The sequence below is a fragment of the Vibrio sp. 1401 genome, assembly GCF_033340295.1.
The window spans coordinates 1-21,099 of the sequence record NZ_JAWOWF010000045.1 but is presented as its reverse complement, the minus strand read 5'-3'; the positions used below and the strand labels follow the sequence as shown (position 1 = coordinate 21,099).

Below are 21,099 nucleotides of genomic sequence, written 5' to 3'. Positions count from 1 at the left end.
CGGAGCATGAATGAAAGAAAATGCATATGAGATGCCCTGGCGCACGAACTATGAAGCCATGGCAGCAGCAGGTTGGCTGGTTGGAGCCACTGGGGCGATTGCCGCAGAAATGCTGACAGAGTTACCGCCCGAACCATTTTGGTGGATGACAGGGATTTCCTCGGGCATGGCGTTGTATCGCCTGCCTGAGGCTTACCGTCTTTATAAGTTGCAGAAGGGGCTAAAAGGCAAGCCATTGGCATTTATGGAGCTGTCGCATTTGCAAAAGGTGATGACAAAACATCCAGATGAACTGTGGTTAGGGTATGGCTTTGAGTGGGACCAACGTCATGCCCAACGTGCTTATGAAATCCTAAAGCGGGATAAGCAAACCTTGCTTAACCAAGGTCACGGCAAACAAATGGGTTCGACCTGGATTCATGGAGTCGAGCCCAAAGAAGAAGATGTTTACCAGCCAGTTGGTCACACAGAGGGGCATACCTTAATTGTCGGCACGACCGGTGCCGGAAAAACCCGATGCTTTGATGCGATGATCACTCAGGCCATTTTGCGCAATGAAGCCGTGATTATTATTGATCCTAAGGGAGACAAAGAACTTAAGGATAATGCGCTGCGAGCCTGTATTGCCGCCGGTAGTCCTGAGCGCTTTGTGTATTTTCATCCGGGTTTTACTGAGCATTCGGTACGGCTTAATCCCCTTAGAAACTTTAACCGGGGTACTGAAATCGCCAGCCGAATTGCGGCATTAATACCATCTGAAACCGGTGCTGATCCATTTAAAGCTTTTGGCCAAATGGCACTGAATAACATCGTGCAAGGTTTGTTGCTTACTTCACAGCGTCCTGATCTGAAAACACTGAGACGATTCTTGGAAGGTGGCCCAGAAGGCTTGGTAGTAAAAGCCGTCACGGCTTGGGGGGAGCAGGTGTATCCGAACTTTAGTGTGGAGATCAAGCGCTTTACCGAAAAGGCCAATACCTTGGCTAAACAAGCCATGGCGATGCTGCTTTTTTACTACGAACGCATTCAGCCCATTGCCGCCAATACCGATTTGGAAGGCCTTTTGAGCATGTTTGAGCATGACAGAACCCACTATTCCAAGATGGTGGCCTCACTGATGCCGGTACTCAATATGCTCACATCAAGTGAACTAGGCCCATTGCTATCACCGATTGCAAACGATGTGGATGACAGCCGGTTAATTACGGATTCTGGCCGTATTATCAACAATGCCCAAGTGGCGTATATCGGGTTGGATTCATTGACCGACGCCATGGTTGGCAGCGCCATTGGTTCGTTGCTTTTATCCGATCTCACCGCCGTGGCCGGTGACCGCTATAACTATGGTGTTGAAAATCGTCCCGTAAATATCTTCATCGATGAGGCGGCTGAAGTCGTCAACGATCCCTTCATTCAACTGCTCAACAAAGGCCGTGGCGCAAAAATGCGTTGTGTAATTGCTACTCAGACCTTTGCTGACTTTGCAGCTCGTACAGGCAGTGAAGCTAAGGCTCGCCAGGTGTTAGGTAACATCAACAACTTGATAGCCCTTCGGGTGATGGACGCCGAAACCCAGCAGTACATTACTGACAATCTGCCAAAGACTCGGTTGCAGTACATCATGCAAACTCAGGGTATGTCGTCCAACTCGGACAGCCCCGCGTTATTTACCGGCAATCATGGCGAACGCTTGATGGAGGAAGAAGGCGATATGTTTCCACCGCAGTTATTAGGCCAGCTTCCCAACCTGGAGTACATCGCCAAGCTTTCAGGTGGCCGTGTGATCAAAGGTCGCATTCCTATATTAACCAGCTCTACACAGGCAGCATAAGGAGTCTGTATGCATCATTCTGTCTGTCTGAAAATGACAACACTTACCAGTAAAGAAATGCTCGCTCAGTGGCAGCAACATAACCCTCAGTTCAAGGAAGCTTTAAGACTGCTTGAAACCGACTGGCCTCATGCTTTGGCCTCGGTGTATTGCTTGGCGGACTACTTAACGGATGCGTTCACGTTAGATGGCCATTCCATCTTTGATTTGTGTCTGTGCAATGGCTTGGGCAGTTATGAAGAAGTTAGTTGTGATGATGACAATGTACGCCTTTGGCATTTCATTGAGGCACTGACCTGGACTGCCGCCAGTGCTTTAACTGGGATTCGCCTGAGAGACCCTGACCATTTCGAGTGGGCTGCAGTAGATGGTGTGTATTTCCACACCTGGATGCGTAATCGTCCAAATCGGATGGCGTATTTGGCTGAAGGACGCATCGACGTGCGTTATGTCAGCGGTCATACGACGACAAAGCGGCTTCAACAAGTGATTAAAGCCCGGATTATGACGCCAACCGTTGCAGCCATGCTGGCCCGAGTAGAAGAGGATGTTTGGCATGAGCAAGCATAAGTCGGTTTGGCTACTATGTCTGGCACTGATGCTGGAGATTATTGCTATTGGCGTGTTAGTGCCCGGTGATTGGACTGGCCGGGTCATTAGTAAAGAGAAGCAGATGATCCAAAATCAGTTGGGCGCTCAAACAAGCTATTGGATAGGTCAAACTAGCCATGGCTGGTATCAATCATGGGTTGTGGATACGCAGATGGAGCAATCTGTGCGTGACTTTCTAATCCCCACTGAAGAGCAGCGACTGCGCTCTAAAGGGATGGAGAATATGGGAGGCTTTTGGTTTGTGTGGGTAGAAGACCGTATTCAGGCATTTTTTGATGTGCTGTACCAAGTGTTCACTCGATTTGCTTTGCTGATGGTCTGGTTGCCCTTTGCGCTTATTCTCATGTTACCGGCGCTGTGGGACGGATTGATGACCTGGAAGATTAAGAAGACAACCTTTGATTTTTCGAGCCCTATCATTCACCGCTACAGCATGATTATCCTGGGCTCAGGCGTTATTTTGCTGTTTATGGGATTGTTCGCCCCGCTGGCTATTCCACCGGTGGTACTACCTTCGCTGATCATCGGCTTGGCATTGATGGCGGGGTTGGCGTTAAGTCACTTGCAGAAGAAAATCTAAATTGATAGTTACCAAGACAGGATGATATGAATATCTGACTTATTCATATCATGATTTGATTCGATTATGAGTTTTATTCCAATCATGTTATGATTTGAATAGGCTGTTATTTAAATCAAAAAGGCGACAAGATGTGGATCTGGCAACAAGCTGACTGGCCGAACTTTATCTGGGATGAAAAAGTCATTGAACCCAAGTTACGCGACATTCGCTTTCACCAAGGAATGTTGTTGGGCAAGATGTCGAGCCAACCTAAAGACCAAAAGCAAAGTATGTTAGACACGCTATTGGCGAACATTATTCATTCGAGTGCCATTGAAGGTGAGAAGCTCAATGCTTTTTCTGTTCGCTCGTCCTTGGCTAATAAGCTCGGTCTTTCTGAAGAAAAACCATTTCCAACTACTGAACGCACTGATGGCTTAGCAGAAATAATGCTAGATGCGGTGGAGAATTTAGACTCGCCGCTCTCACTTGAGAGAATATTGCAGTGGCATAAACGACTGTTTCCTGAGGGTTACACCTTGTTCAATCCTGTTATAGGAGGGCAGTTGCGCGGGGACGAGCCAATGCAGGTTGTGTCGGGAAGAATAGATAAACCCACTGTGCATTTTGAAGCGCCGAGCCGAGATGTGCTTGAGTCTGAACTGGACGTGTTTATTCGCTGGTTTAATGACTCTCGTGAGGATCCAGCTTTAGATCCATTGCTTAGAGCGGCGATAACACATCTTTGGTTTGTGACGCTCCATCCTTTAGATGACGGCAATGGCAGGATCACCCGCTTACTCACTGATTTGGCGCTTGCCCAGGCTGAGCGCCAATCTGTCCGTTTCTATGCAATGTCAGTGGCGATTTTAGCCAACCGTAAAAGCTACTACGAAATATTAGAGCAATCCCAGAAAGGTGAACTTGATATTACCGCTTGGCTTATGTGGTTTTTAAACACCTTAGGTGAAACATTCACCAATGTGCTTGAAGAAATCGACCAAACGGTTTTTAAAACAAACTTCTGGCGAAATGTCGATCAAACGCGACTGTCCTCGGAACAAGTAAAAGTGCTCAATCGAATGCTTGATGGAGATTTTGACCAAGGCATTAATACGTCGCAATATCATAAAGTGGCGAAAGTGAGTAAGCCAACCGCTTCTCGTCATTTAGCGGCTTTGGTCGAGCTTGGTTGCTTGGTAAAAAGTGAAGCCGGGGGGAGGAGTACTCGTTATAAGCTCGCGCACTTGTGTTAAAAACACGAACATTGAGAGCCAATTATCGTGCACTAATTGTAACCATTAAGCTTACGATATCAATATGATTGTAAGAGCAGAATCACAAAGCCACCTCAAAACCTTCAAGAATTCGGCATCTAGCTGACCACTGAACCTGCCAATCCCAAGGCATCCTTCACTTCTCAATTCAAACAACGAGGAGTGACTATGGAACCTGTGAGTATTCCGTCCTATATCGATGACCCGCCGCACTTCCTGCTTTGGAGTGCCGACGAGATGGCTCCCATTCTGTTGGGGCTAGTGATCGGCATTTTTACCGGTAATGCCTTGGTTTTATGCCTGTTGGGGTTGGTGACAACCAAGCTCTATCGGCGTTTTCGTGATGGTCGCCCGGATGGTTTTATTCTTCACGCCATCTACTGGGCCGGACTGTTGCCAACCAAAGCCAAGACGATCCCTAACCCATTTATCAGGAGCTATCTGCCGTGAAGTTCGACGTGTTTTTAAAATCATGGCAAGGCACGCAATTAGAGAACCGATGGCAACGGTTTCTGATTGCAGTGCTGGTGCTATCTAACTTGCTGCTTGCGGTTGCGGCATTTTCTCGCAATACCGTGGTAGCCATTCAACCACCAACCTTGTCTGAAACGGCTGAAGTGTCACGAAACCAAGCCACTCAACCTTACCTGAAGTCCTGGGGGCTCTACCTGGCTGAGCTTATGGGCAACGTGACGCCGGGTAATGTGTCTTTCATCCGAGTTGCTATCGAGCCGCTGCTTTCTCCAGCGGTGTACCAGCAAGTAGTCGATGCACTGGAGATTCAGGCAAGACAAATCCGCGAAGACCGAGTCACGCTCAAATTCCAACCCAGACAAGTGGAGTATGAGTATGAAACCGGCCATGTCTTTGTGACCGGTTATTCCTTGGTCTCTGGGCCATCTGGAGATGAACAGCGCCAAACTCGCACCTATGAGTTTGACATCGATATTGAGCAATACCGTCCAAAACTTAGCTGGATGGATACGTATGAGGGGCAAGCTAGAACGAAGCGCGTTCGTGAAAAGTTGACTCAAGAGCAAAACCGGAGGGTGAATGATGCGAACCAAAATTAGTCGATGGATGACACCAAGCTTAATCGCAATGAGCTTGAGTGGCGTCCTGTTATCTCAAGCGTCGCATGCAGACGTGGAATTGCCGATTGTGCCAGCCAGTGTGATGAAGCAGTCTGCTACTGCAAATCCACCGGTTCAAACCAATACGGTTTCAACGGATGTGCCAACAACGCTACTGATGACACCGGGTGTTAATGAACTGATCCCTGTAGCACTTGGTCATCTGAATCGGATTGTGACGCCGTTTGAATCGCCTCAGGTGAGAACAACCAGTGATGCTCAGACGCAAATCAAGGGGAATGTTGTATATGTGGCCACGGACAAAGAATCACCGGTTTCACTTTACATCACTCCGCCTGGTCAGGAAGCGCCCGCATTATCTGTCACCTTAGTACCCCGTCGTATTCCACCGCGTGAAATCACCTTAGCTATTGATGGTCAGCAGTGGCCTATTAAGGGCGTCGTGAACCGAAAAGCCGTCACTTGGGAAACGGCTCAGCCATACGTCGATAGCTTACGTGATTTACTCAGACGCCTTGCAATAAATGAGTTACCACAAGGCTATGACATCCGTTTAGCTGACCAAACTGACAAAAGCCCGAAATGTTTTCAGCCGGGCTTAAAGTTTGGTTTTAAGCAGGGGCAAATTGTGACGGGACATTACTTCACCGTCTATGTAGGACTGGTTGAAAGCTTTGCCGATGAGCCGATAGAAGCCAGTGAAATAGCCTGTCATACACCAGATATAGTGGCAAGCGCCTACTGGCCTCGCAATATCTTGTTTCCGGGTGAAAAGACTGAGTTGTATGTGGTTGTTCGCAATCATCGTGAAGAAGCGGTGGAAAGTCAGCGACCTTCGCTTCTTGTGGGAGGTGAGCTTTGATGAAAGCACAATGGGAACAAATGAGCCCGAACATGAAGCGGGGTCTATCGGTTGCTGGTATTGCTGGTGGTCTCATTCTTATGGTGATGGTGTTTTCACCTAATCCTGACGATGGCTCAAGCAGTCGGAACCGGCAGGAAACGATCCGGCACATTCTTACGGATACCAATACTCGTGATGTTGGGGTCGATAGTTTGGCTGCGAACGTAAAACTACTCAGTGAGCGCAATGAACAGTTACGTCGTGAAGTTGAGCGCTTGCGTCGTGACGTCGATTCAGGACGGCTAAGCCCAGGTTCGCCTTCTATTCCAAGTGAGGTCAATGCGGAGTTGGCCCGCCTTAGAGCGGAACTTGATGATGTTCGCGCTGGAGGTGATGCAGCAGTTGAAGGCACAAATAGTCGTTTTGAAGTGCCTTTATCTGCCATGGAATTACCTAAAGACGAAAAGCCGCTGCCATCTAACCCAGACGATTATTTTGCCAATGCGCCGCTGCCTGATCCGCTCTATCAGCAGCCAGCCAATGGCCAAGGTACACGAGCTCGGGATGTTCCATTGCCGCCAATCACGATTCGTATGATTGAGCCTGAAGTGGTTGCTGAACCAGAGGTTGTTGTGCAAGAAGCGCCGCCTTTGTATCTACCGGCGGGCAGCATCATCTCAGGTACTTTGATCACGGGTTTGGATGCCCCTACTCACGAGTCCGCAAGACGCGAGCCTTTTCCTGCATTGCTGAGGATTCAAAAGGAAGCCATTTTACCCAACCGATTTAGAGCGGATATCAAAGAATGTTTCTTGATCGCCGCAGGTTACGGTGATTTGAGCTCTGAGCGTGCTTATTTGCGAGGCGAGACCATTTCATGTGTGAGAGAAGATGGCGGCGTCATTGAAACACGACTGGATTCTTATGCCGTGGGTGAAGACGGCAAAGCCGGTATTCGTGGCCGATTAGTGTCGAAACAAGGCCAACTGGTGGCCAAATCAATGATGGCCGGATTCCTTCAGGGCTTGGCAGGCGCATTTGATGTAAATCCTGTACCGACGATTCAGACGGGTAATGCCGGTGATACTCAGCTGTACCAGCAAGTCATGAGCCAAGAAGCATTACAGGGCGCTGCGATTAAAGGCACAGGTAAAGCATTGGATCGAGTGGCCAAGTTCTATTTGGACATGGCTGAAAATATGTTCCCAGTCATAGAGGTAGACGCTGCAAGGAAAATTGAAGTCATAGTCACTCGTGGGGCCTCGTTGTCGTTGGCCACTTCGCAATGGGGAGGTGCAAGAAGATGAAAAAATCCTGCATGTTGCTAACCGATCGAAGTCCGTTTCAGACAATAACATGTGTATCCAGAGGAGAGTTAACTATGACGACATCAATGCAGTACAACCCAAAGCACCAGTCAAAACAGTGGTCTAAAGCTGGATTACTTTTATTGGCAGTCGGCTCAACCTTATTGTCTGGCTGTAGTTCATTGGGTCTTGGGAGTAGTGAATATGGATGCCCAGGTATGCCTGACGGTGTGCGCTGTTTATCCGCTCGTGAAGTCTATGAGCTGACCAGTAATGGCGCTGCTCCCAAGACGATTGATGCTGTGGCGACTCGAATTGGTTCTCCCTCTGGGTATTCACAATCTGATTTAGAGACAGGACTGCTGAGCCATCCAGCATTACCTGAGATGCAGCAATCTGCACCTATTCGCATTCCTTCAAGGGTGATGCGGATTTGGATTGCGCCTTGGGAGGATGACCGTGGAGATCTGAATTTATCCAGCTACGTGTTTACCGAAATTGAACCGCGCCGGTGGGATATTGGGGTGTCCGCACCTCGAACGGTTTCGCCAGTGCTACGTCCACTTCAGACTCAAAGCGATTCAGCCTCAGCGGGAGCTGATGGTAAGCGCGATAACTTGAGTATCTACGGAGAAACTAACGAATGACAAATGCAGTTCGCACCATTCAAACTCAGCGCCTAATGACTATTAGTGCGCTTGGTTTAATGGCGTTAATGATTTCGGAGCCCTCATTTGCGGGCACCGGTGGTGATGCTTTCACCGATGTGTGGGATACCCTAAAAGACTGGACCCAAGGTACTTTGGGACGGATCGTAGCGGGAGCCATGGTACTGGTGGGTATTGTGGGCGGTATCGCTCGCCAAAGCTTGATGGCTTTTGCCTTAGGCATTGGTGGCGGTATGGGTCTCTACAATACGCCAACAGTCGTTGAAAGTGTCATGTCTGCAACTTTACCTGTTGTTGCCAGTACTCAAGAAGTCATTGGCACAGCAGTTCCAGCGATCAGCGCCGTTTTACTGGGCACCTGATAATATTGACGGCTTCTCTTGTGAAAGGGGAGCCGTCATCTCAGTCTATCGACAATGATTTTTCGATATCGCAGATCCTTGCCATGAGTACTAAAGGATCAAACGTCGATTCTTTGAAGCCAAATTTCTTGTAGAACGTTTGCGCACTACCATCAATAGCATGGACTAAGATTCCAGCTCCACCGACAGCGTTCATTGCTTGTACTGAGCGAATGATACAATCTTTTAAAAGACCTGCCGCAATGCCTTGACCTTGATAGGCGTTATCTACTCCAAGCCTGGCTAGAATCACCATGGGAATGGGATCTGGACTATTTCTTCTTAATGAACTGAAAGCTTGCTCTCTGGAAACCGATCCCATGGCAATGGCATAGTACCCGACCACTTGATGGGCGTCAGTGTCATTGACCACATACACCCTCGCGGTTCCCCGCTTTTGACTCTTTAACGCCTGTTTTCTTAACCAATTATCGAGCTCTTCAATGCCACATTGAAAGGCATTAAGCTGGTGCTCATCAGTGAGGAGGGTTGGTGCACTTATTCCCAAGGCGCTTTCCTCTTAAACAGATCTTTCATACCTTCAAGAGTCTGTGGCTCTGCACGAAGTTCGTTATCAAACGCTTCAAAAGCCTTTGCTTCTAGAACAAAATCGCGCTGTTCTGCCAGTATACTATGCGCTTCATTGAGTGCTGCTTGCTGAATGAACGCGGTTCTATCAACTTTTTTTAAACTTGCTGCGGCATCGATGATGTCTCTTACCGATGGCAGTACTCGCATGTTGATTGGGGCTGTCTTTGTAGCCATGACACCATCCTCTGTATATCTATTTAATACACAGTTTAAATGACTTTTCTGTGTAGTCAATAGATATACGAATTGTTGGGCATGAAACTTTGAGAGTAGGTCTGTTTGATTTCGAGGGGATGTCACTCTTTCTGGTTTAAAACATTGCAAAAATTAACACCTAAGGTATGAAAAAAAGGAATCAGCTAAACCAGATGACTTGAGGGGAAGCCTGTAAGGCTGCCAGAATGAAAGCTATACCTGAACTAATAGTGCGTAACAACAAGTGGCACCCTAGCAAGGCACCCAATTCTTCAATCTATCTAACCGAGTCCACATAGGACAACTGCATAGACTGGAGCCTCGATTTACATTAACGAGGACTCCTCATGCGAAAACTATCTCCAATTATTCTGGCGCTTGCGCTGTCTCCTTTGGTTCAAGCTGAACCTGTGTCTGAAGTGTCGCCCGTTGGCAAAATTGACGGCATGGTTTCTTTGCCGGTCACGGGTATGAAAGCGGTCGAAAGCAATGGCCGTATTGTTTTCATGTCAGACAGTGGCCGGTTCGTCATTGATGGCACGCTCTATGATGCCTGGTCCAAAAAGCCGCTTACCAGCCTTGAAGAAATTCGTGAAGCGGGGAACACGCTGGACTTAAGTCGTCTTGGCTTAAAAATGGATGATTTGAACCCACTGACGCTGGGCGAAGGCAAAAAGAAAGTGGTGGTCTTTGTTGACCCACGATGCCCGCACTGCCATGAGCTTTTGAAACAAGCTTTACCGCTAACCAAAGAATACACCTTCCAAATACTCCCTGTGCCAGTGCTTGGTCCTGATTCAGAGCGTCAGGTTCGCCAGCTTGGCTGTGCGCGTGACAAGAAAGCGGCCACCGATGCATTGCTCAATGGCCGGATTGGTAACCTAGAGCAGGATGATGCCTGCAACTTAGAACCAATGCAGCGTGCCTTGGTGACGGCTCAAATCCTAGGCATTCAAGGTGTGCCTTTCGTTGTCGCCAATGATGGTCGCATCAGCCGAGGCCGTCCTTATGACCTTTCTGCTTGGTTGGAGGGGATTTAGATGAAAGCCTCTCTGTATTCAGGGCAACGCGCTTCAGAGCTCTTGCCAGTATTGGCCTATTCAGACGATGAGCAACTGTTTTTCATGGAAGACCAGAGTGTTGGCTTTGGTTTTCTATGTGACCCATTGCCGGGTGGTGATGAGTCTGTTGCAGACAGGGTTAATGTTCTACTCAACAACGACTGGCCAACAGACACTTTGCTGCAATTTGGCCTGTACGCCTCGCCCGATATTCAAACCGACCTTCAGCGCATGATGGGCTTACGGCATCGTCAATCCGATCCATTGCTCAGGGCGTCGATTCGCAAACGTGCGGATTTCCTCGATGGGGGCACGGTTCAACCGATAGAAGAATCGACCCAGACTCAGGTACGCAACTTTCAACTGATCGTCACCTGCAAATTGCCTTTGGAAAGTCCTATACCGACGGAGCGTGAGTTGAGTCGAGCATCCGCGCTGCGGGCTTCTTTCTCTCAAGCGCTGGCAACGGTTGGTTTTCGCGTTACTGAGTTGACTGACCGAAACTGGCTCGCGGCATTAAGTGCGCAGCTTAACTGGGGAAAAGATGCTTCCTGGCGTAATCCATCACCAATCCGCAGTGAGGCAGATAAACCACTTAGGGAGCAAGTGTTGGATTATGACCGAGCTATCAAGGTGGATAGCCAAGGTCTGATGCTGGGTGATTACCGAGTTAAAACCTTATCATTTAAGCGCTTGCCTGAGCGGATCTGGTTTGGTCATGCCGCAAGTTTTGCGGGCGATATGATGACGGGCAGTCGAGGTTTACGCGGAAGCTTTTTGCTGAATGTCACCATTCACTTTCCTTCAGCTGAGGCCATGCGATCTCGTTTAGAGACGAAGCGTCAATGGGCGGTCAATCAGGCCTATGGCCCGATGCTCAAGTTTGTGCCGGTGCTTGCAGCCAAGAAAAAGGGATTTGATGTTCTTTTTGAAGCCTTGCAAGAAGGTGATCGTCCTATTCGGGCAAATATGACTTTGACGCTGTTTTCACCAACGGAAGAAGCGTCCATCAGCTCTGTTTCAAATGCCCGAACTTACTTCAAAGAACTTGGATTTGAGCTGATGGAAGACAAGTATTTCTGTTTGCCCATTTTCCTGAATGCCTTGCCATTTGGTGCTGACCGCCAGGCGATGAACGACTTGTTTCGATTCAAGACCATGGCGACACGGCATGTGATCCCTCTGTTGCCTTTGTTTGCGGATTGGAAAGGTACAGGCACGCCAGTGATTAACTTTGTTTCCCGTAATGGCCAGATCATGAGTGTATCCCTTTATGACTCGGGCAGTAATTACAACTGTTGCATAGCTGCGCAATCTGGGTCGGGCAAGTCTTTCCTGGTGAACGAAATCATCTCCTCCTACTTATCAGAAGGCGGGCAATGCTGGGTGATTGATGTTGGCCGCTCTTATGAAAAGCTGTGTGAAGTCTATGACGGTGAGTTCTTACAGTTCGGGCGAGACAGTGGCATTTGCTTAAATCCGTTTGAAATCGTTGAGGACTATGACGAAGAAGCGGATGTGTTGGTTGGGTTATTGGCCGCAATGGCCGCACCTACGCAGTCATTAACCGATTTTCAGATGGCAAACCTAAAGCGTCAGACCCGTGAACTGTGGGAGAAAAAAGGTCGTGCCATGTTGGTTGATGATGTGGCAGAGGCCTTGAAAAATCACGAAGACCGACGTGTGCAAGACGTGGGTGAGCAGCTTTATCCGTTTACGACACAGGGCGAATATGGCCGATTCTTTAATGGCCACAACAATATTCGCTTCAAAAACCGTTTCACCGTTCTGGAGTTAGAAGAGCTTAAGGGGCGTAAGCATCTACAACAAGTAGTGTTGCTTCAGCTTATCTACCAAATCCAACAAGAGATGTACTTAGGTGAGCGGGATCGTCGCAAGATTGTGTTCATTGACGAAGCTTGGGATCTGCTGACTCAAGGTGATGTCGGTAAGTTCATCGAAACCGGTTACCGTCGATTTCGAAAATATGGCGGCAGTGCTGTAACGGTAACGCAGTCGGTCAACGATTTATACGACAGCCCAACAGGTAAAGCCATCGCTGAAAACTCGGCCAATATGTACCTGCTTGGCCAAAAAGCTGAAACCATCAACGCACTCAAAAAAGAAGGTCGCTTGCCACTAGGTGAAGGCGGTTATGAATACCTGAAAACGGTTCATACCGTCACGGGTGTCTATTCAGAAATTTTCTTTATTACCGAAATGGGCACCGGGATTGGCCGCCTCATCGTCGATCCGTTTCACAAGCTGTTGTACTCGTCCCGTGCAGAAGATGTAAACGCGATTAAACAGTTAACGCGCAAAGGCCTTTCTGTTGCTGATGCCATCTCTCAGTTGTTGAAGGAGCGAGGCTTTGATGAATAAGACCACGCTTTGGCCATTTATGGCCTCTATTACTTTGTCTATTGCTGGTAGCGGTTTAATGACCAGCTGGCTTTTAATGAAAACACTCGAACCCATCCACAGCCAGTTGGCGTTAAGTACGCCCATTGCAGTCGTAGATTTTGGGGAGGCGGTGTTGTCACTGGGCCCCAATGCCAGCGAACAAGACATCGAGTCCAGGTTGCTTCAGACCAATCAGCAAATTGAAAAGTTAAAAAAAGCCGGTTTTATCGTGCTGGATGCCCAAGCGGTGGTGGGTGCTGATGATTCCGTATTTGTGCCAGTAGGCTCAAAGGAGGTGTCTCATGCAGATACTCCGTAAAAGAATGCCTTGGCGGCCATACCTCATCCGGTTGACTGTTCTTGCGTTAATCATGGCCTTGGTAGGCACCTACGCCATGATGCGCTACCGAATAGGTATTGATACCCAGCAAGAGCGCTGCCTGCCTGATACCACGGTGTATCTGATTGACCTATGGAATAAAGAGCCCGTTAAGGATGGTTTGTATGCCTTCCACTCAAAAGGACTCGCTCCGTTATATAACGACGGTACTCGGATGCTGAAACGCCTAACAGGGATGCCTGGGGATGAAGTCAATGTGACGCCTGATCATGTGCTGGTGAACGGTGCTGAAGTCTCTACCGGCATGGCATTAGCCCAGCGTCTTGGTGTGGCCGAATCACAATTTAGCCGCTCATTGACGCTGCAAGAAAACGAATATTGGTTTTCCGGCGAGGCTGCAACGAGTTTCGACTCCCGCTATTGGAATGCCGTTAAGCGCGAGCAGATTGTCGGTCGCGCTTGGCCGCTTTGGTAGGAGGTAGATGATGCAAAGACTATATCTCTTATTTTTGTTGGTTGCTCCATTGGCTTGGGTTCAAGTGTCCTGGGCACAAGAGCCTTATCCGTTGTCTGCCGAGGACAAAAAGATCGTCGAAATGAGCCGCAGCATTTTACAAAGTGCTGTGGATGGTTCATCTGAATTTATAGAGCCTTTTGCACCGGTTGAACAACCTGCGTCGCTCAAACACAGCGATGAATGGTTGATATTTGCGTCGTCTTCACTGGGGGATTCCTCACTGAAGCAGCTTTTCAAAGAGGCCAGTGCTACCGGCGCTATTGTGCTGTTTCGGGGAATTCCTGAAGGAAAGACCTTGGGGGCGGCTATCCGTGATTGGCATACGCTGATGACGGGGCTTGATCCTGTTCCTCAGGTTCGAATCGATCCGAAAGCTTTTGTGCACTGGCGGGTGACTAGCGTGCCTGCCATTTTCCGCATAGAAGATGACAAGGTGACTGCAAGTGCACTAGGGGTTTACAGCAAGGACTGGTTGCAGCGTCAAATTGAAACAGGCAATACCGGTTCATTGGGTCAACGCGGTCCAATTCATTCGATTTTAGAACCGGATTTGATGCAAGTGGCGATGCAGCGTTTACAGTCGCTTGACCTGGGCGCGTTAAAGAAAAAAGCCATTGAGCGTTTCTGGTCTCGCCAAACATTTACTGATTTACCCAAAGCCACGCAGTATCGGATAAGAACGGTTGATCCAACCATCGTCATGCAGCGGCCACTATTGGATGCCAATGGTCGAACATTGATCCCAGCAGGAACGCGTATTAACCCGCTAAAAGCCTTGCCGTTTACTCAGCAGCTTGTGGTGTTTAATGCGTCGAACGCTGAAGAAGTGGACGCAGTAGCGCATTGGCTTGAGACGCAAGATAGGACACTGCGCCGCATTACGCTTATCACCACGCAGCTCGACCGTACTCAAGGCTGGAATCGCCTCAATGCGCTTGAAAAGACATTGGACAGTCCGGTTTACCTTCTCAATGCCTCGCTAAAGCAGCGCTTTGATCTGCAAGTCACCCCATCGTTTGTTCAAGCAAAGGGGCTCGCGTTTGAAATAGAAGAAATTCCAGCAAAGGAGCTTGTTCATGAAAAAGCTCAATAATACGTATCGTCTGTTGCGGACTCTCGTTGTCATGTTTGTCCTTGGCGCATCTATTCCTGCAAAAGCCGACCTGACCTGCCCAGATGCTGGGTTATTGTCCGGCAAGTTGCTGACGGATGTTTGCTGGTCATGCATTTTTCCTATCCGGGTTGCCGGTCTTCCTCTTGGTTCTGGGTATGTCCCAAGCGGCGCATCAAACAAGTCATTTTGCTTATGTGAAGACAACTTAGGCGTGCCAAGGCCAGGTATTGTTACCAGCATGTGGGAGCCAGCGCGTTTGATTGAACTGGTCAGAACGCCAGGTTGTTCGCCTTCCCTGGGAGGGATTCGTTTACCGTTAGGTGATAGACGATTGCAAGGTGGTCATGGTGAAGGCGAATACGATACCGGTGATCTTGCGTTCTACCATTACCATTATTACGCCTTTCCGCTTTTGGTCATGCTCGATTTGTTCATGGATGGCAATTGCAATGCCGATGGTTACATGGACTTTGACTTGATGTATTTGTCGGAATTGGACCCAACATGGCTGAACGATGAACTGGCCTTTTTTACTCAGCCTGAAGCGGCTGCCGTTGCCAATCCATTGGCTATATCTGCTTGTACCGCTGACGCTGCTTCATCAATGCTTGGTAAACCCATCGACCAGTTGTTTTGGTGTGCTGGCAGTTGGGGCCATCTCTACCCGTTATCTGGCCACACCTTAGCCTTTGGCTCATTAGCAGAAAACACCAGCCATTTAGCGGCGCGTGCAATCGCGGCTCAACACAGGCGTGGTCTTGCAAGGCGAACAATGGGGAACAGTGCGCTATGCCGACCTGTTATCGATCCCATGCTGCCGAAATCCCAATACAAAATGAGTATGTTCTTCCCAGTACCGGAAACTGAAAGTGCGCATGTCATCGGTGAAAGCACCATGAAATGGGGAGAGTGGCGAACGATCCCCGGTGCCGGTGAAGATGCGCTCTACATTTTGTGGCGCTGGCAAGACTGCTGTAACTCGGGAGGTTAACTATGAAACCAACACTTTTTACCCGAGTTTTAGCGGGTGTTTTATCAATCACTATGGCGTGCTTGCCCTTACATGGTGTGGCCGCTGATGTGCAGCGCCAATCCGGCTTAAGCGGACAACAAGAAGCTAAGCAATTGCTGCAAAACTGGACGATGCCCGCACTTAACGGCAATACATTGTTGGTGCCGAGTGGCAGTGGTAATGAGTCCATTAACTTGCAAGAGCTATTTCCTGGTATGGATCAGGGCTCATTAGATGTCTTAACGGGCGTTTATGGCTCTGATACCAGCATGAATCAATTGGGGACGCAGCGTCAAGAGAGCATGGCATCCGAGAGTGGCGCTACGGGTGAGGCGTTTCGTTCGCTACAGGAAATCAAAGACAGGTCGCGGCCAGATATGGTCAATGATCCGCTTTGGGCATTAACTGATGTGGTTCAAACTGACCCCAATCTATTAACCCAAAGCTTCCCCGGCTGTGAGTCTCAAGGTGAAGGCAGCCCAAATTACCAGCAATGTGACAGGCTCAATACAGCGGTTAACAGCTGCACTATTACTCACGATTACACGGCAGGCATTATTGAGCATGTTTCAGGACCGATGAACCTTCGCTCTTGTGGTGAGGGGTGTCTTGAAGTTTGGATAGGACGTATTGGCGACAACTACTGGAGTGGCCGTTGTAAAGTGTTTGAACAGGCCATCACACTCAAAGTTGTGAACCCCGATGCGATTACCTCAGCCGTTCTTGAGTACGCTAAATGGGATGACTACATGCAAGTTTGGCTTGGCGATCAGAAAGTCTGGTCTGGGCCGAACAATAATTTTCCACCAGAAACGGCAGGTCGCTGCGAGCTCAGTACCAGTTGGGAGCGCAATCCAAATACCGATCTCACTGCCAAGCTAAAAGCGGTAGAGCCCGGTTTAGAAGTGCCGGTAAAAATTCGCGTATCGGTTACGGGTAGTGGTGAGGGGTATGCTCGCATCAAGGTGCGCTTTGATCCAACCAAGGTGGTGATGAATGATGGTTGGTCGCCACAGTCCTGTATCGAACAAGCCGCGGATATACCGGCGAAGTTTTCAGATTATAGTATTCAATGCACGGATCAGCCTTCTTCAACCAACGGATGTACGGTGGTCAATGGTGTTTCAGTTTGTGAATCCTACTTTGCCCCTAGCCCTGTGGCTGGCATATCGCCTTTGTGTCGGCGTGTACAAGTGAGTGTGGATGACGAAAGCTATAAGGGAATTGAAAATCAGGCCTGCCAAGTGCTTGAAGCGAACCCTTCTTGTGGCTTCATGTCGTCAGAATGTGCTGAAACCAATGATAGAGGTGAATGCATTCGTTTTACCGATACTTATGACTGTGGATTACAAACCAGCGATCCAAAGTGCGTAGTATCCAATCTTATGCCGAGTAGTTTTGAGGCCTGTGAGCCTACTCAGACGATTACGCCATTTACTGAAACCAAGCATGTACCGGATTACCAGGTGTGCGAGAAGATCAGCACGCTTACTCAGTGTCAGTTAGAGCGACGTGTATCCGCTGAAACCCATCAACAAAGCTGGTCCATTGAGCGTGGTTGCTTTAGCTCCGAAACGCTCAGTTTTGTTCCACAGCACAACAGTACTATGCAAACTGGAAACGCGACGCTGAGGATTTTTGATAATCAAAATACTGAGATAAAAATCACCGAGTCGCCATCCAAGGCAAATGGTTGGAAAACGACACTCTCACTGACGGGCAATAAGGAAACGGTGACTGAGACGAAACCGTCCATTAAGTACCCTGAAATGACCTGTCCAAAAGGAACCTTGGTTGGCTCATTGTGCAAGGTCGTTAATGGGTCGATTATTTCGTGGCATGAACCGCAGGAAGTCACGCGTTCCAGATGTGAGTCCGGCTGGAACAAAGTCGATTTCGATACTTGCAGCCGAGAAGTTCAGAAGTGTTTGGCTCCTGCGAAACTGAGCGCTTCATTGACCTTCTCTGGCAAGTATTTAGAGCAGGAGGTAGTTCATCAATCAAGTGATCCGGGCATAGACCAATGCTTGATGCAAACGGATCAGTTTACTGCGGTGCAGTGGCAGTGTTTGGATACGGGCACAAAACGAATCGACGGGTTAACGGTTGGTAGTGGCGAGTTGGCCAATCTAGGAAGCCTTTATCCGGCGGTTGTTTCGTCTCCTGCTCATTTAACCAGTCGTGGGAGCTCTGATGGACTGGGACTCTCATGCTGGAGGGCAAGAGCGACCTACAATGCTTCGACTGCTCATCCAGAGTTCAACATGGGCAGCTCAGATAGTTGGGTAGATGCCAATGGTAATACGCAAACCATCGTCAATAATGGACAAAACACGACCACCAATACGTGTTCTGCGCTAGAGCAAAACCCGGCCTGCCAGTATGTCAGAACCGAATGCACTGAAGGTGGGGCTGGTCATGAAGGCTTCTGCTATATCCAAAGTTTGGTGTATGACTGCGGACAAAGCGTTGAAGTGCAAAACGCTCGAATGGAAACTCAATACAACTGTGTGGGGCCTGTTCGCTGCATGGGCACAGATTGTTTAGAGCCAGAGTCAATCAAGCAGGCTAACTTTGCAGAAGCCGCTGCCATGCTTAATGCGGCGCAGTTTATGACCAATGATATGTCATGCACGGGAGCTGATGGCCAAGACAACGTCGAGTGTACGGTCTTTAAAGGTAATGCTGGCCAGTGCAAAAAAGCCGTTGGCGGCATAGTGGATTGCTGTGAAAAGCCAAGTGGCGTGTCGTTATCGGACTACATCACGATGATAGTGGCGGTCAACAAGCTTGATACGGCAGTCATGGCCATGAATCCGTCTTCGGCAATCTATGGTTCGTGGAATACGCTCAGGGAACCAATCACAAGTACCTGGAGTGCGGTCAAAGAGCCCTTTGTGTCTGCATGGGACTCTCTCATGGGGGCTGGTCCATCAACGGCTGCTGGTGCGGGAGCAGAGCAAGCAGCGACAGGCTTCATGCAGGTGTTGACCAACAAAACGGCTGAATGGGTAGGTACGACCTTTGGTTCGGGGGCGCAATCGGCACTGTTTAGTAACGTTGGTGGCGCGGTTGGAGCCGATGGTGTTGTTTCGGGTGGTAACTTCGCGCTGGGTGGCGCTGCGGGCGCGGTTCTGAGTACGGTTATGACGGCCTACATGATTTATTCAGTCACCATGATCCTCATTCAGCTTATCTGGAAATGTGAGCAGAGTGAGTTTGAGATGAACGCCAAGCGAGTATTGAAGAGTTGCCACTATGTAGGTTCTTACTGCAAGTCTAAGTTCTTAGGTGCCTGTGTTGAGAAACGGCAATCATATTGCTGCTTTACTTCGCCGCTTTCACGGATCATTCAGGAACAAGTACGTCCGCAATTGGGCCTTGGCTGGGGCAGTGCCAAGTCACCAAACTGTGAAGGTTTGACCGCTAGTCAGTTAAACCAGGTGGATTGGAGCCAAGTCAATCTGGATGAATGGATAGGTATCTTATCGATCACGGGCAACCTACCCGAAGTACCATCACTGGATCTGGAACGACTCACAGGCTCAGGAAGTACGCTAAACGTGGATGGAAGCCGTCAAAGTGCCGCAGACCGAGCTATTGAAAGGCTAAACGGAATGGATGCTCAGAAACTGCGTCAGGAGGCGACGGAAGAAATTTCGGGGAATAATTGAGCACGTCCTTCTAAAATAGCTGCGCCAATAATGTTCCATTTTGGTTACTTTAATGAGCGTAATTTGCCTTAAGGTAACCAATTTGGCACTTTGTGTCTTTTATACTATCTGTTCAGCGTGTACGCAATCTACTCTGAGTTTTTACTATTTTCAGACTTAGGAGGCTGCTGCAAAAAGGAAAAGCTGATAGTCTGGCATATATCAAATTTATGATAAAAGGAAAATTAATAGTGCCTAATTTCGATCAAAATTTTGAAGCTACTCGCTTGGCTATGCTTTCAAAACAACACCCTGACATTGTGAAGGTGTCGGGTGAGGTAGTGTTTCGTGCGGAAGATGACGAAGACCGCCTAAGCGGAACATCTTGGACTCTTGAAGATGACATTTTTGATCAGGTCACCGAGTCAGGCTTCAAACTACACTTGCTTGAACTTCTGGATAATTTCATAGAATACCGAGGTCAATGTAACGTGCTTCCGAAAAAGGAAGGGATTGTACGTTTCGGTGGTGGCACTTTAAATATTGAATGGCTACCTAATGGAACTACTCATCTATCCAAATGATGTTTTATAAGAACCAGCCTGAGTTTTCCTATGGATGATAAATATGTTTCAGAAATAGACTGTCTTGATAAGTTAATGGTTGCATGGTCAGAGGCATTCCCGAAGGATTGGTATTTCAACTACGATGGAGTGATTTCAACTGAGGACTGGGATAGTTGTGGTAAAAAAGTTTTGTTTGTTTTAAAGGAAACAAATGAAGCAAAGCAAAATATTGTCAACGCTATTAATAGAGCTATTGAGGTGAAGGCAAGTGGATGGTGGCGAGGAAAGGTTCTTCGTCGGGTGGGGCGTTGGGCTTACGGACTTCAAAAATATGATGGGGCTGTGCCGTCACTGAGAGATGCTAAATTAAATGAAAAAAATGCAGTTAAGAATATTGCATACATAAATATAAGGAAAACATCTGGAAGTGCGCGAACCGACCAAAAATCATTTGACGCCCATGCCAAAGAATTTGCCCCTTTTGTTCGAAGGCAAATTGAGTTGATTAACCCTGACATTGTTGTGCTTTGCGGCACATATAATCAAGTTAAACGTTACGTATTCCCTGAGCTTAAAAAAGTTAGCGAACGAGTGCATGTTAATGACGGGGTTGTCTTCATCAATGCCTTCCATCCTGCCGCAAGAAAAAAGTCGGCAATGCTTTATCATCAGGTACTTGATAACTACCACGCTTACAAAAATCATATATACCGAATCAACTTGAAGATGCTGGCTTGAGAACCTGAAAATTATCATTAATTCGAGATGTCAAGGAGCCTGCGATCTCTGGAAGAGTCACTGCAAAAAATTGGTCTATTGCCGCCTTGAAGTCCCGTTTTCTTTTGAAGTAAACGTTGTTCCTCGACTTCTCATTCATTACTTTCCATAGCCGCTCGATTGGGTTGAGGTTTGGACTGTAAGGTGGAAGATAATGCAGTTCAATATTCAGGACAAACGCCGCATCTTTGACTAAGTCCGTCATTCCGCAGCCAATTTCAGAATTAAAACAATGTGATCCAGTGATCGTTTACAAATGTTAGTGCGACAGACC

Annotated in this window: 21 protein-coding genes and 1 pseudogene; 19 read left to right on the top strand and 3 right to left on the bottom strand. The window is 48.3% G+C overall.

Annotation, left to right across the window (positions count from 1 at the left end):
• Positions 1-10 precede the first annotated feature (10 nt).
• The 10 genes from traD (at position 11) to traA (ending at position 8,557) form a co-directional block, all read left to right on the top strand.
• Positions 11-1,831, top strand: a complete 1,821-nt coding sequence (gene traD / locus R7Z77_RS19190; protein ID WP_262652104.1) for a conjugative transfer system coupling protein TraD — start codon at positions 11-13, stop codon at positions 1,829-1,831.
• 9 nt (positions 1,832-1,840) lie between these two features.
• On the top strand, positions 1,841-2,401 hold the full coding sequence (locus tag R7Z77_RS19185) for a conjugative transfer protein (RefSeq protein ID WP_262652102.1): 561 nt from the start codon (positions 1,841-1,843) through the stop codon (positions 2,399-2,401).
• Positions 2,388-3,023 (top strand): DUF4400 domain-containing protein, encoded by a 636-nt coding sequence (locus R7Z77_RS19180; RefSeq protein WP_000033753.1) that lies wholly within the window; start codon positions 2,388-2,390, stop codon positions 3,021-3,023. Before R7Z77_RS19185 ends, R7Z77_RS19180 begins: the two co-directional genes overlap by 14 nt.
• A 131-nt stretch (positions 3,024-3,154) precedes the next feature.
• Positions 3,155-4,261, top strand: coding sequence for a Fic family protein (locus R7Z77_RS19175; protein ID WP_025586949.1), 1,107 nt, complete (start codon positions 3,155-3,157; stop codon positions 4,259-4,261).
• A gap of 189 nt (positions 4,262-4,450) precedes the next feature.
• Positions 4,451-4,732, top strand: a complete 282-nt coding sequence (traL, locus tag R7Z77_RS19170) for a type IV conjugative transfer system protein TraL (RefSeq protein ID WP_000433891.1) — start codon at positions 4,451-4,453, stop codon at positions 4,730-4,732.
• Positions 4,729-5,355, top strand: coding sequence for a TraE/TraK family type IV conjugative transfer system protein (locus R7Z77_RS19165; RefSeq protein ID WP_025586950.1), 627 nt, complete (start codon positions 4,729-4,731; stop codon positions 5,353-5,355). Before traL ends, R7Z77_RS19165 begins: the two co-directional genes overlap by 4 nt.
• Complete coding sequence (locus tag R7Z77_RS19160) at positions 5,339-6,238, top strand: type-F conjugative transfer system secretin TraK (protein WP_262660573.1); 900 nt, start codon at positions 5,339-5,341, stop codon at positions 6,236-6,238. Before R7Z77_RS19165 ends, R7Z77_RS19160 begins: the two co-directional genes overlap by 17 nt.
• A complete protein-coding gene (locus tag R7Z77_RS19155) occupies positions 6,238-7,527 on the top strand; it encodes a TraB/VirB10 family protein (protein ID WP_025586952.1) in 1,290 nt (429 codons plus the stop codon). The genes R7Z77_RS19160 and R7Z77_RS19155 overlap by 1 nt, the downstream gene beginning before the upstream one ends.
• Before the next feature lie 74 nt (positions 7,528-7,601).
• Positions 7,602-8,174 carry a TraV family lipoprotein gene (locus tag R7Z77_RS19150; RefSeq protein ID WP_154216601.1) on the top strand — a complete coding sequence of 191 codons (573 nt, stop codon included), beginning with the start codon at positions 7,602-7,604 and terminating at the stop codon, positions 8,172-8,174.
• Entirely contained in the window at positions 8,171-8,557 is a 387-nt protein-coding gene (gene traA, locus R7Z77_RS19145) for a TraA family conjugative transfer protein (RefSeq protein WP_025586954.1), read from the top strand. The genes R7Z77_RS19150 and traA overlap by 4 nt, the downstream gene beginning before the upstream one ends.
• 40 nt (positions 8,558-8,597) lie before the next feature.
• On the opposite strand, the gene R7Z77_RS19140 is transcribed toward traA, so the two are convergent.
• Both R7Z77_RS19140 and R7Z77_RS19135 read right to left on the bottom strand, forming a co-directional pair.
• Positions 8,598-9,104, bottom strand: coding sequence for a GNAT family N-acetyltransferase (locus R7Z77_RS19140; RefSeq protein ID WP_258500909.1), 507 nt, complete (start codon positions 9,102-9,104; stop codon positions 8,598-8,600).
• Positions 9,095-9,361 (bottom strand): DUF1778 domain-containing protein, encoded by a 267-nt coding sequence (locus R7Z77_RS19135; protein ID WP_169701085.1) that lies wholly within the window; start codon positions 9,359-9,361, stop codon positions 9,095-9,097. The genes R7Z77_RS19140 and R7Z77_RS19135 overlap by 10 nt, the downstream gene beginning before the upstream one ends.
• A 368-nt stretch (positions 9,362-9,729) precedes the next feature.
• Here R7Z77_RS19135 and R7Z77_RS19130 point away from each other — a divergent pair, with 368 nt between their 5' ends.
• From R7Z77_RS19130 to R7Z77_RS19090, 9 genes are all read left to right on the top strand, one after another.
• Positions 9,730-10,422, top strand: a complete 693-nt coding sequence (locus R7Z77_RS19130) for a DsbC family protein (RefSeq protein ID WP_005396831.1) — start codon at positions 9,730-9,732, stop codon at positions 10,420-10,422.
• A complete protein-coding gene (gene traC / locus R7Z77_RS19125) occupies positions 10,423-12,825 on the top strand; it encodes a type IV secretion system protein TraC (protein WP_262660543.1) in 2,403 nt (800 codons plus the stop codon).
• Entirely contained in the window at positions 12,818-13,165 is a 348-nt protein-coding gene (locus R7Z77_RS19120) for a plasmid-related protein (RefSeq protein WP_071701358.1), read from the top strand. The genes traC and R7Z77_RS19120 overlap by 8 nt, the downstream gene beginning before the upstream one ends.
• Entirely contained in the window at positions 13,149-13,661 is a 513-nt protein-coding gene (locus R7Z77_RS19115) for a S26 family signal peptidase (RefSeq protein ID WP_175542028.1), read from the top strand. The genes R7Z77_RS19120 and R7Z77_RS19115 overlap by 17 nt, the downstream gene beginning before the upstream one ends.
• Before the next feature lie 10 nt (positions 13,662-13,671).
• On the top strand, positions 13,672-14,796 hold the full coding sequence (locus R7Z77_RS19110; RefSeq protein WP_262660574.1) for a TrbC family F-type conjugative pilus assembly protein: 1,125 nt from the start codon (positions 13,672-13,674) through the stop codon (positions 14,794-14,796).
• Positions 14,780-15,808, top strand: a complete 1,029-nt coding sequence (locus R7Z77_RS19105; protein WP_262660544.1) for a TraU family protein — start codon at positions 14,780-14,782, stop codon at positions 15,806-15,808. Before R7Z77_RS19110 ends, R7Z77_RS19105 begins: the two co-directional genes overlap by 17 nt.
• A gap of 2 nt (positions 15,809-15,810) precedes the next feature.
• Positions 15,811-19,503: a conjugal transfer protein TraN gene (gene traN, locus R7Z77_RS19100; protein WP_262660545.1), complete on the top strand. Its 3,693-nt coding sequence runs from the start codon at positions 15,811-15,813 to the stop codon at positions 19,501-19,503.
• Between the two features lie 230 nt (positions 19,504-19,733).
• Positions 19,734-20,066, top strand: a complete 333-nt coding sequence (locus R7Z77_RS19095) for a hypothetical protein (RefSeq protein ID WP_065274332.1) — start codon at positions 19,734-19,736, stop codon at positions 20,064-20,066.
• A 30-nt stretch (positions 20,067-20,096) separates the two neighbouring features.
• Positions 20,097-20,786, top strand: a complete 690-nt coding sequence (locus R7Z77_RS19090; protein WP_005396850.1) for a hypothetical protein — start codon at positions 20,097-20,099, stop codon at positions 20,784-20,786.
• On the opposite strand, the pseudogene R7Z77_RS19085 reads toward R7Z77_RS19090, so the two are convergent.
• Positions 20,764-21,024: pseudogene (locus tag R7Z77_RS19085) on the bottom strand (transposase); the annotation flags it as partial. The gene R7Z77_RS19090 and the pseudogene R7Z77_RS19085 sit on opposite strands and share 23 nt — an antisense overlap.
• Positions 21,025-21,099 lie beyond the last annotated feature (75 nt).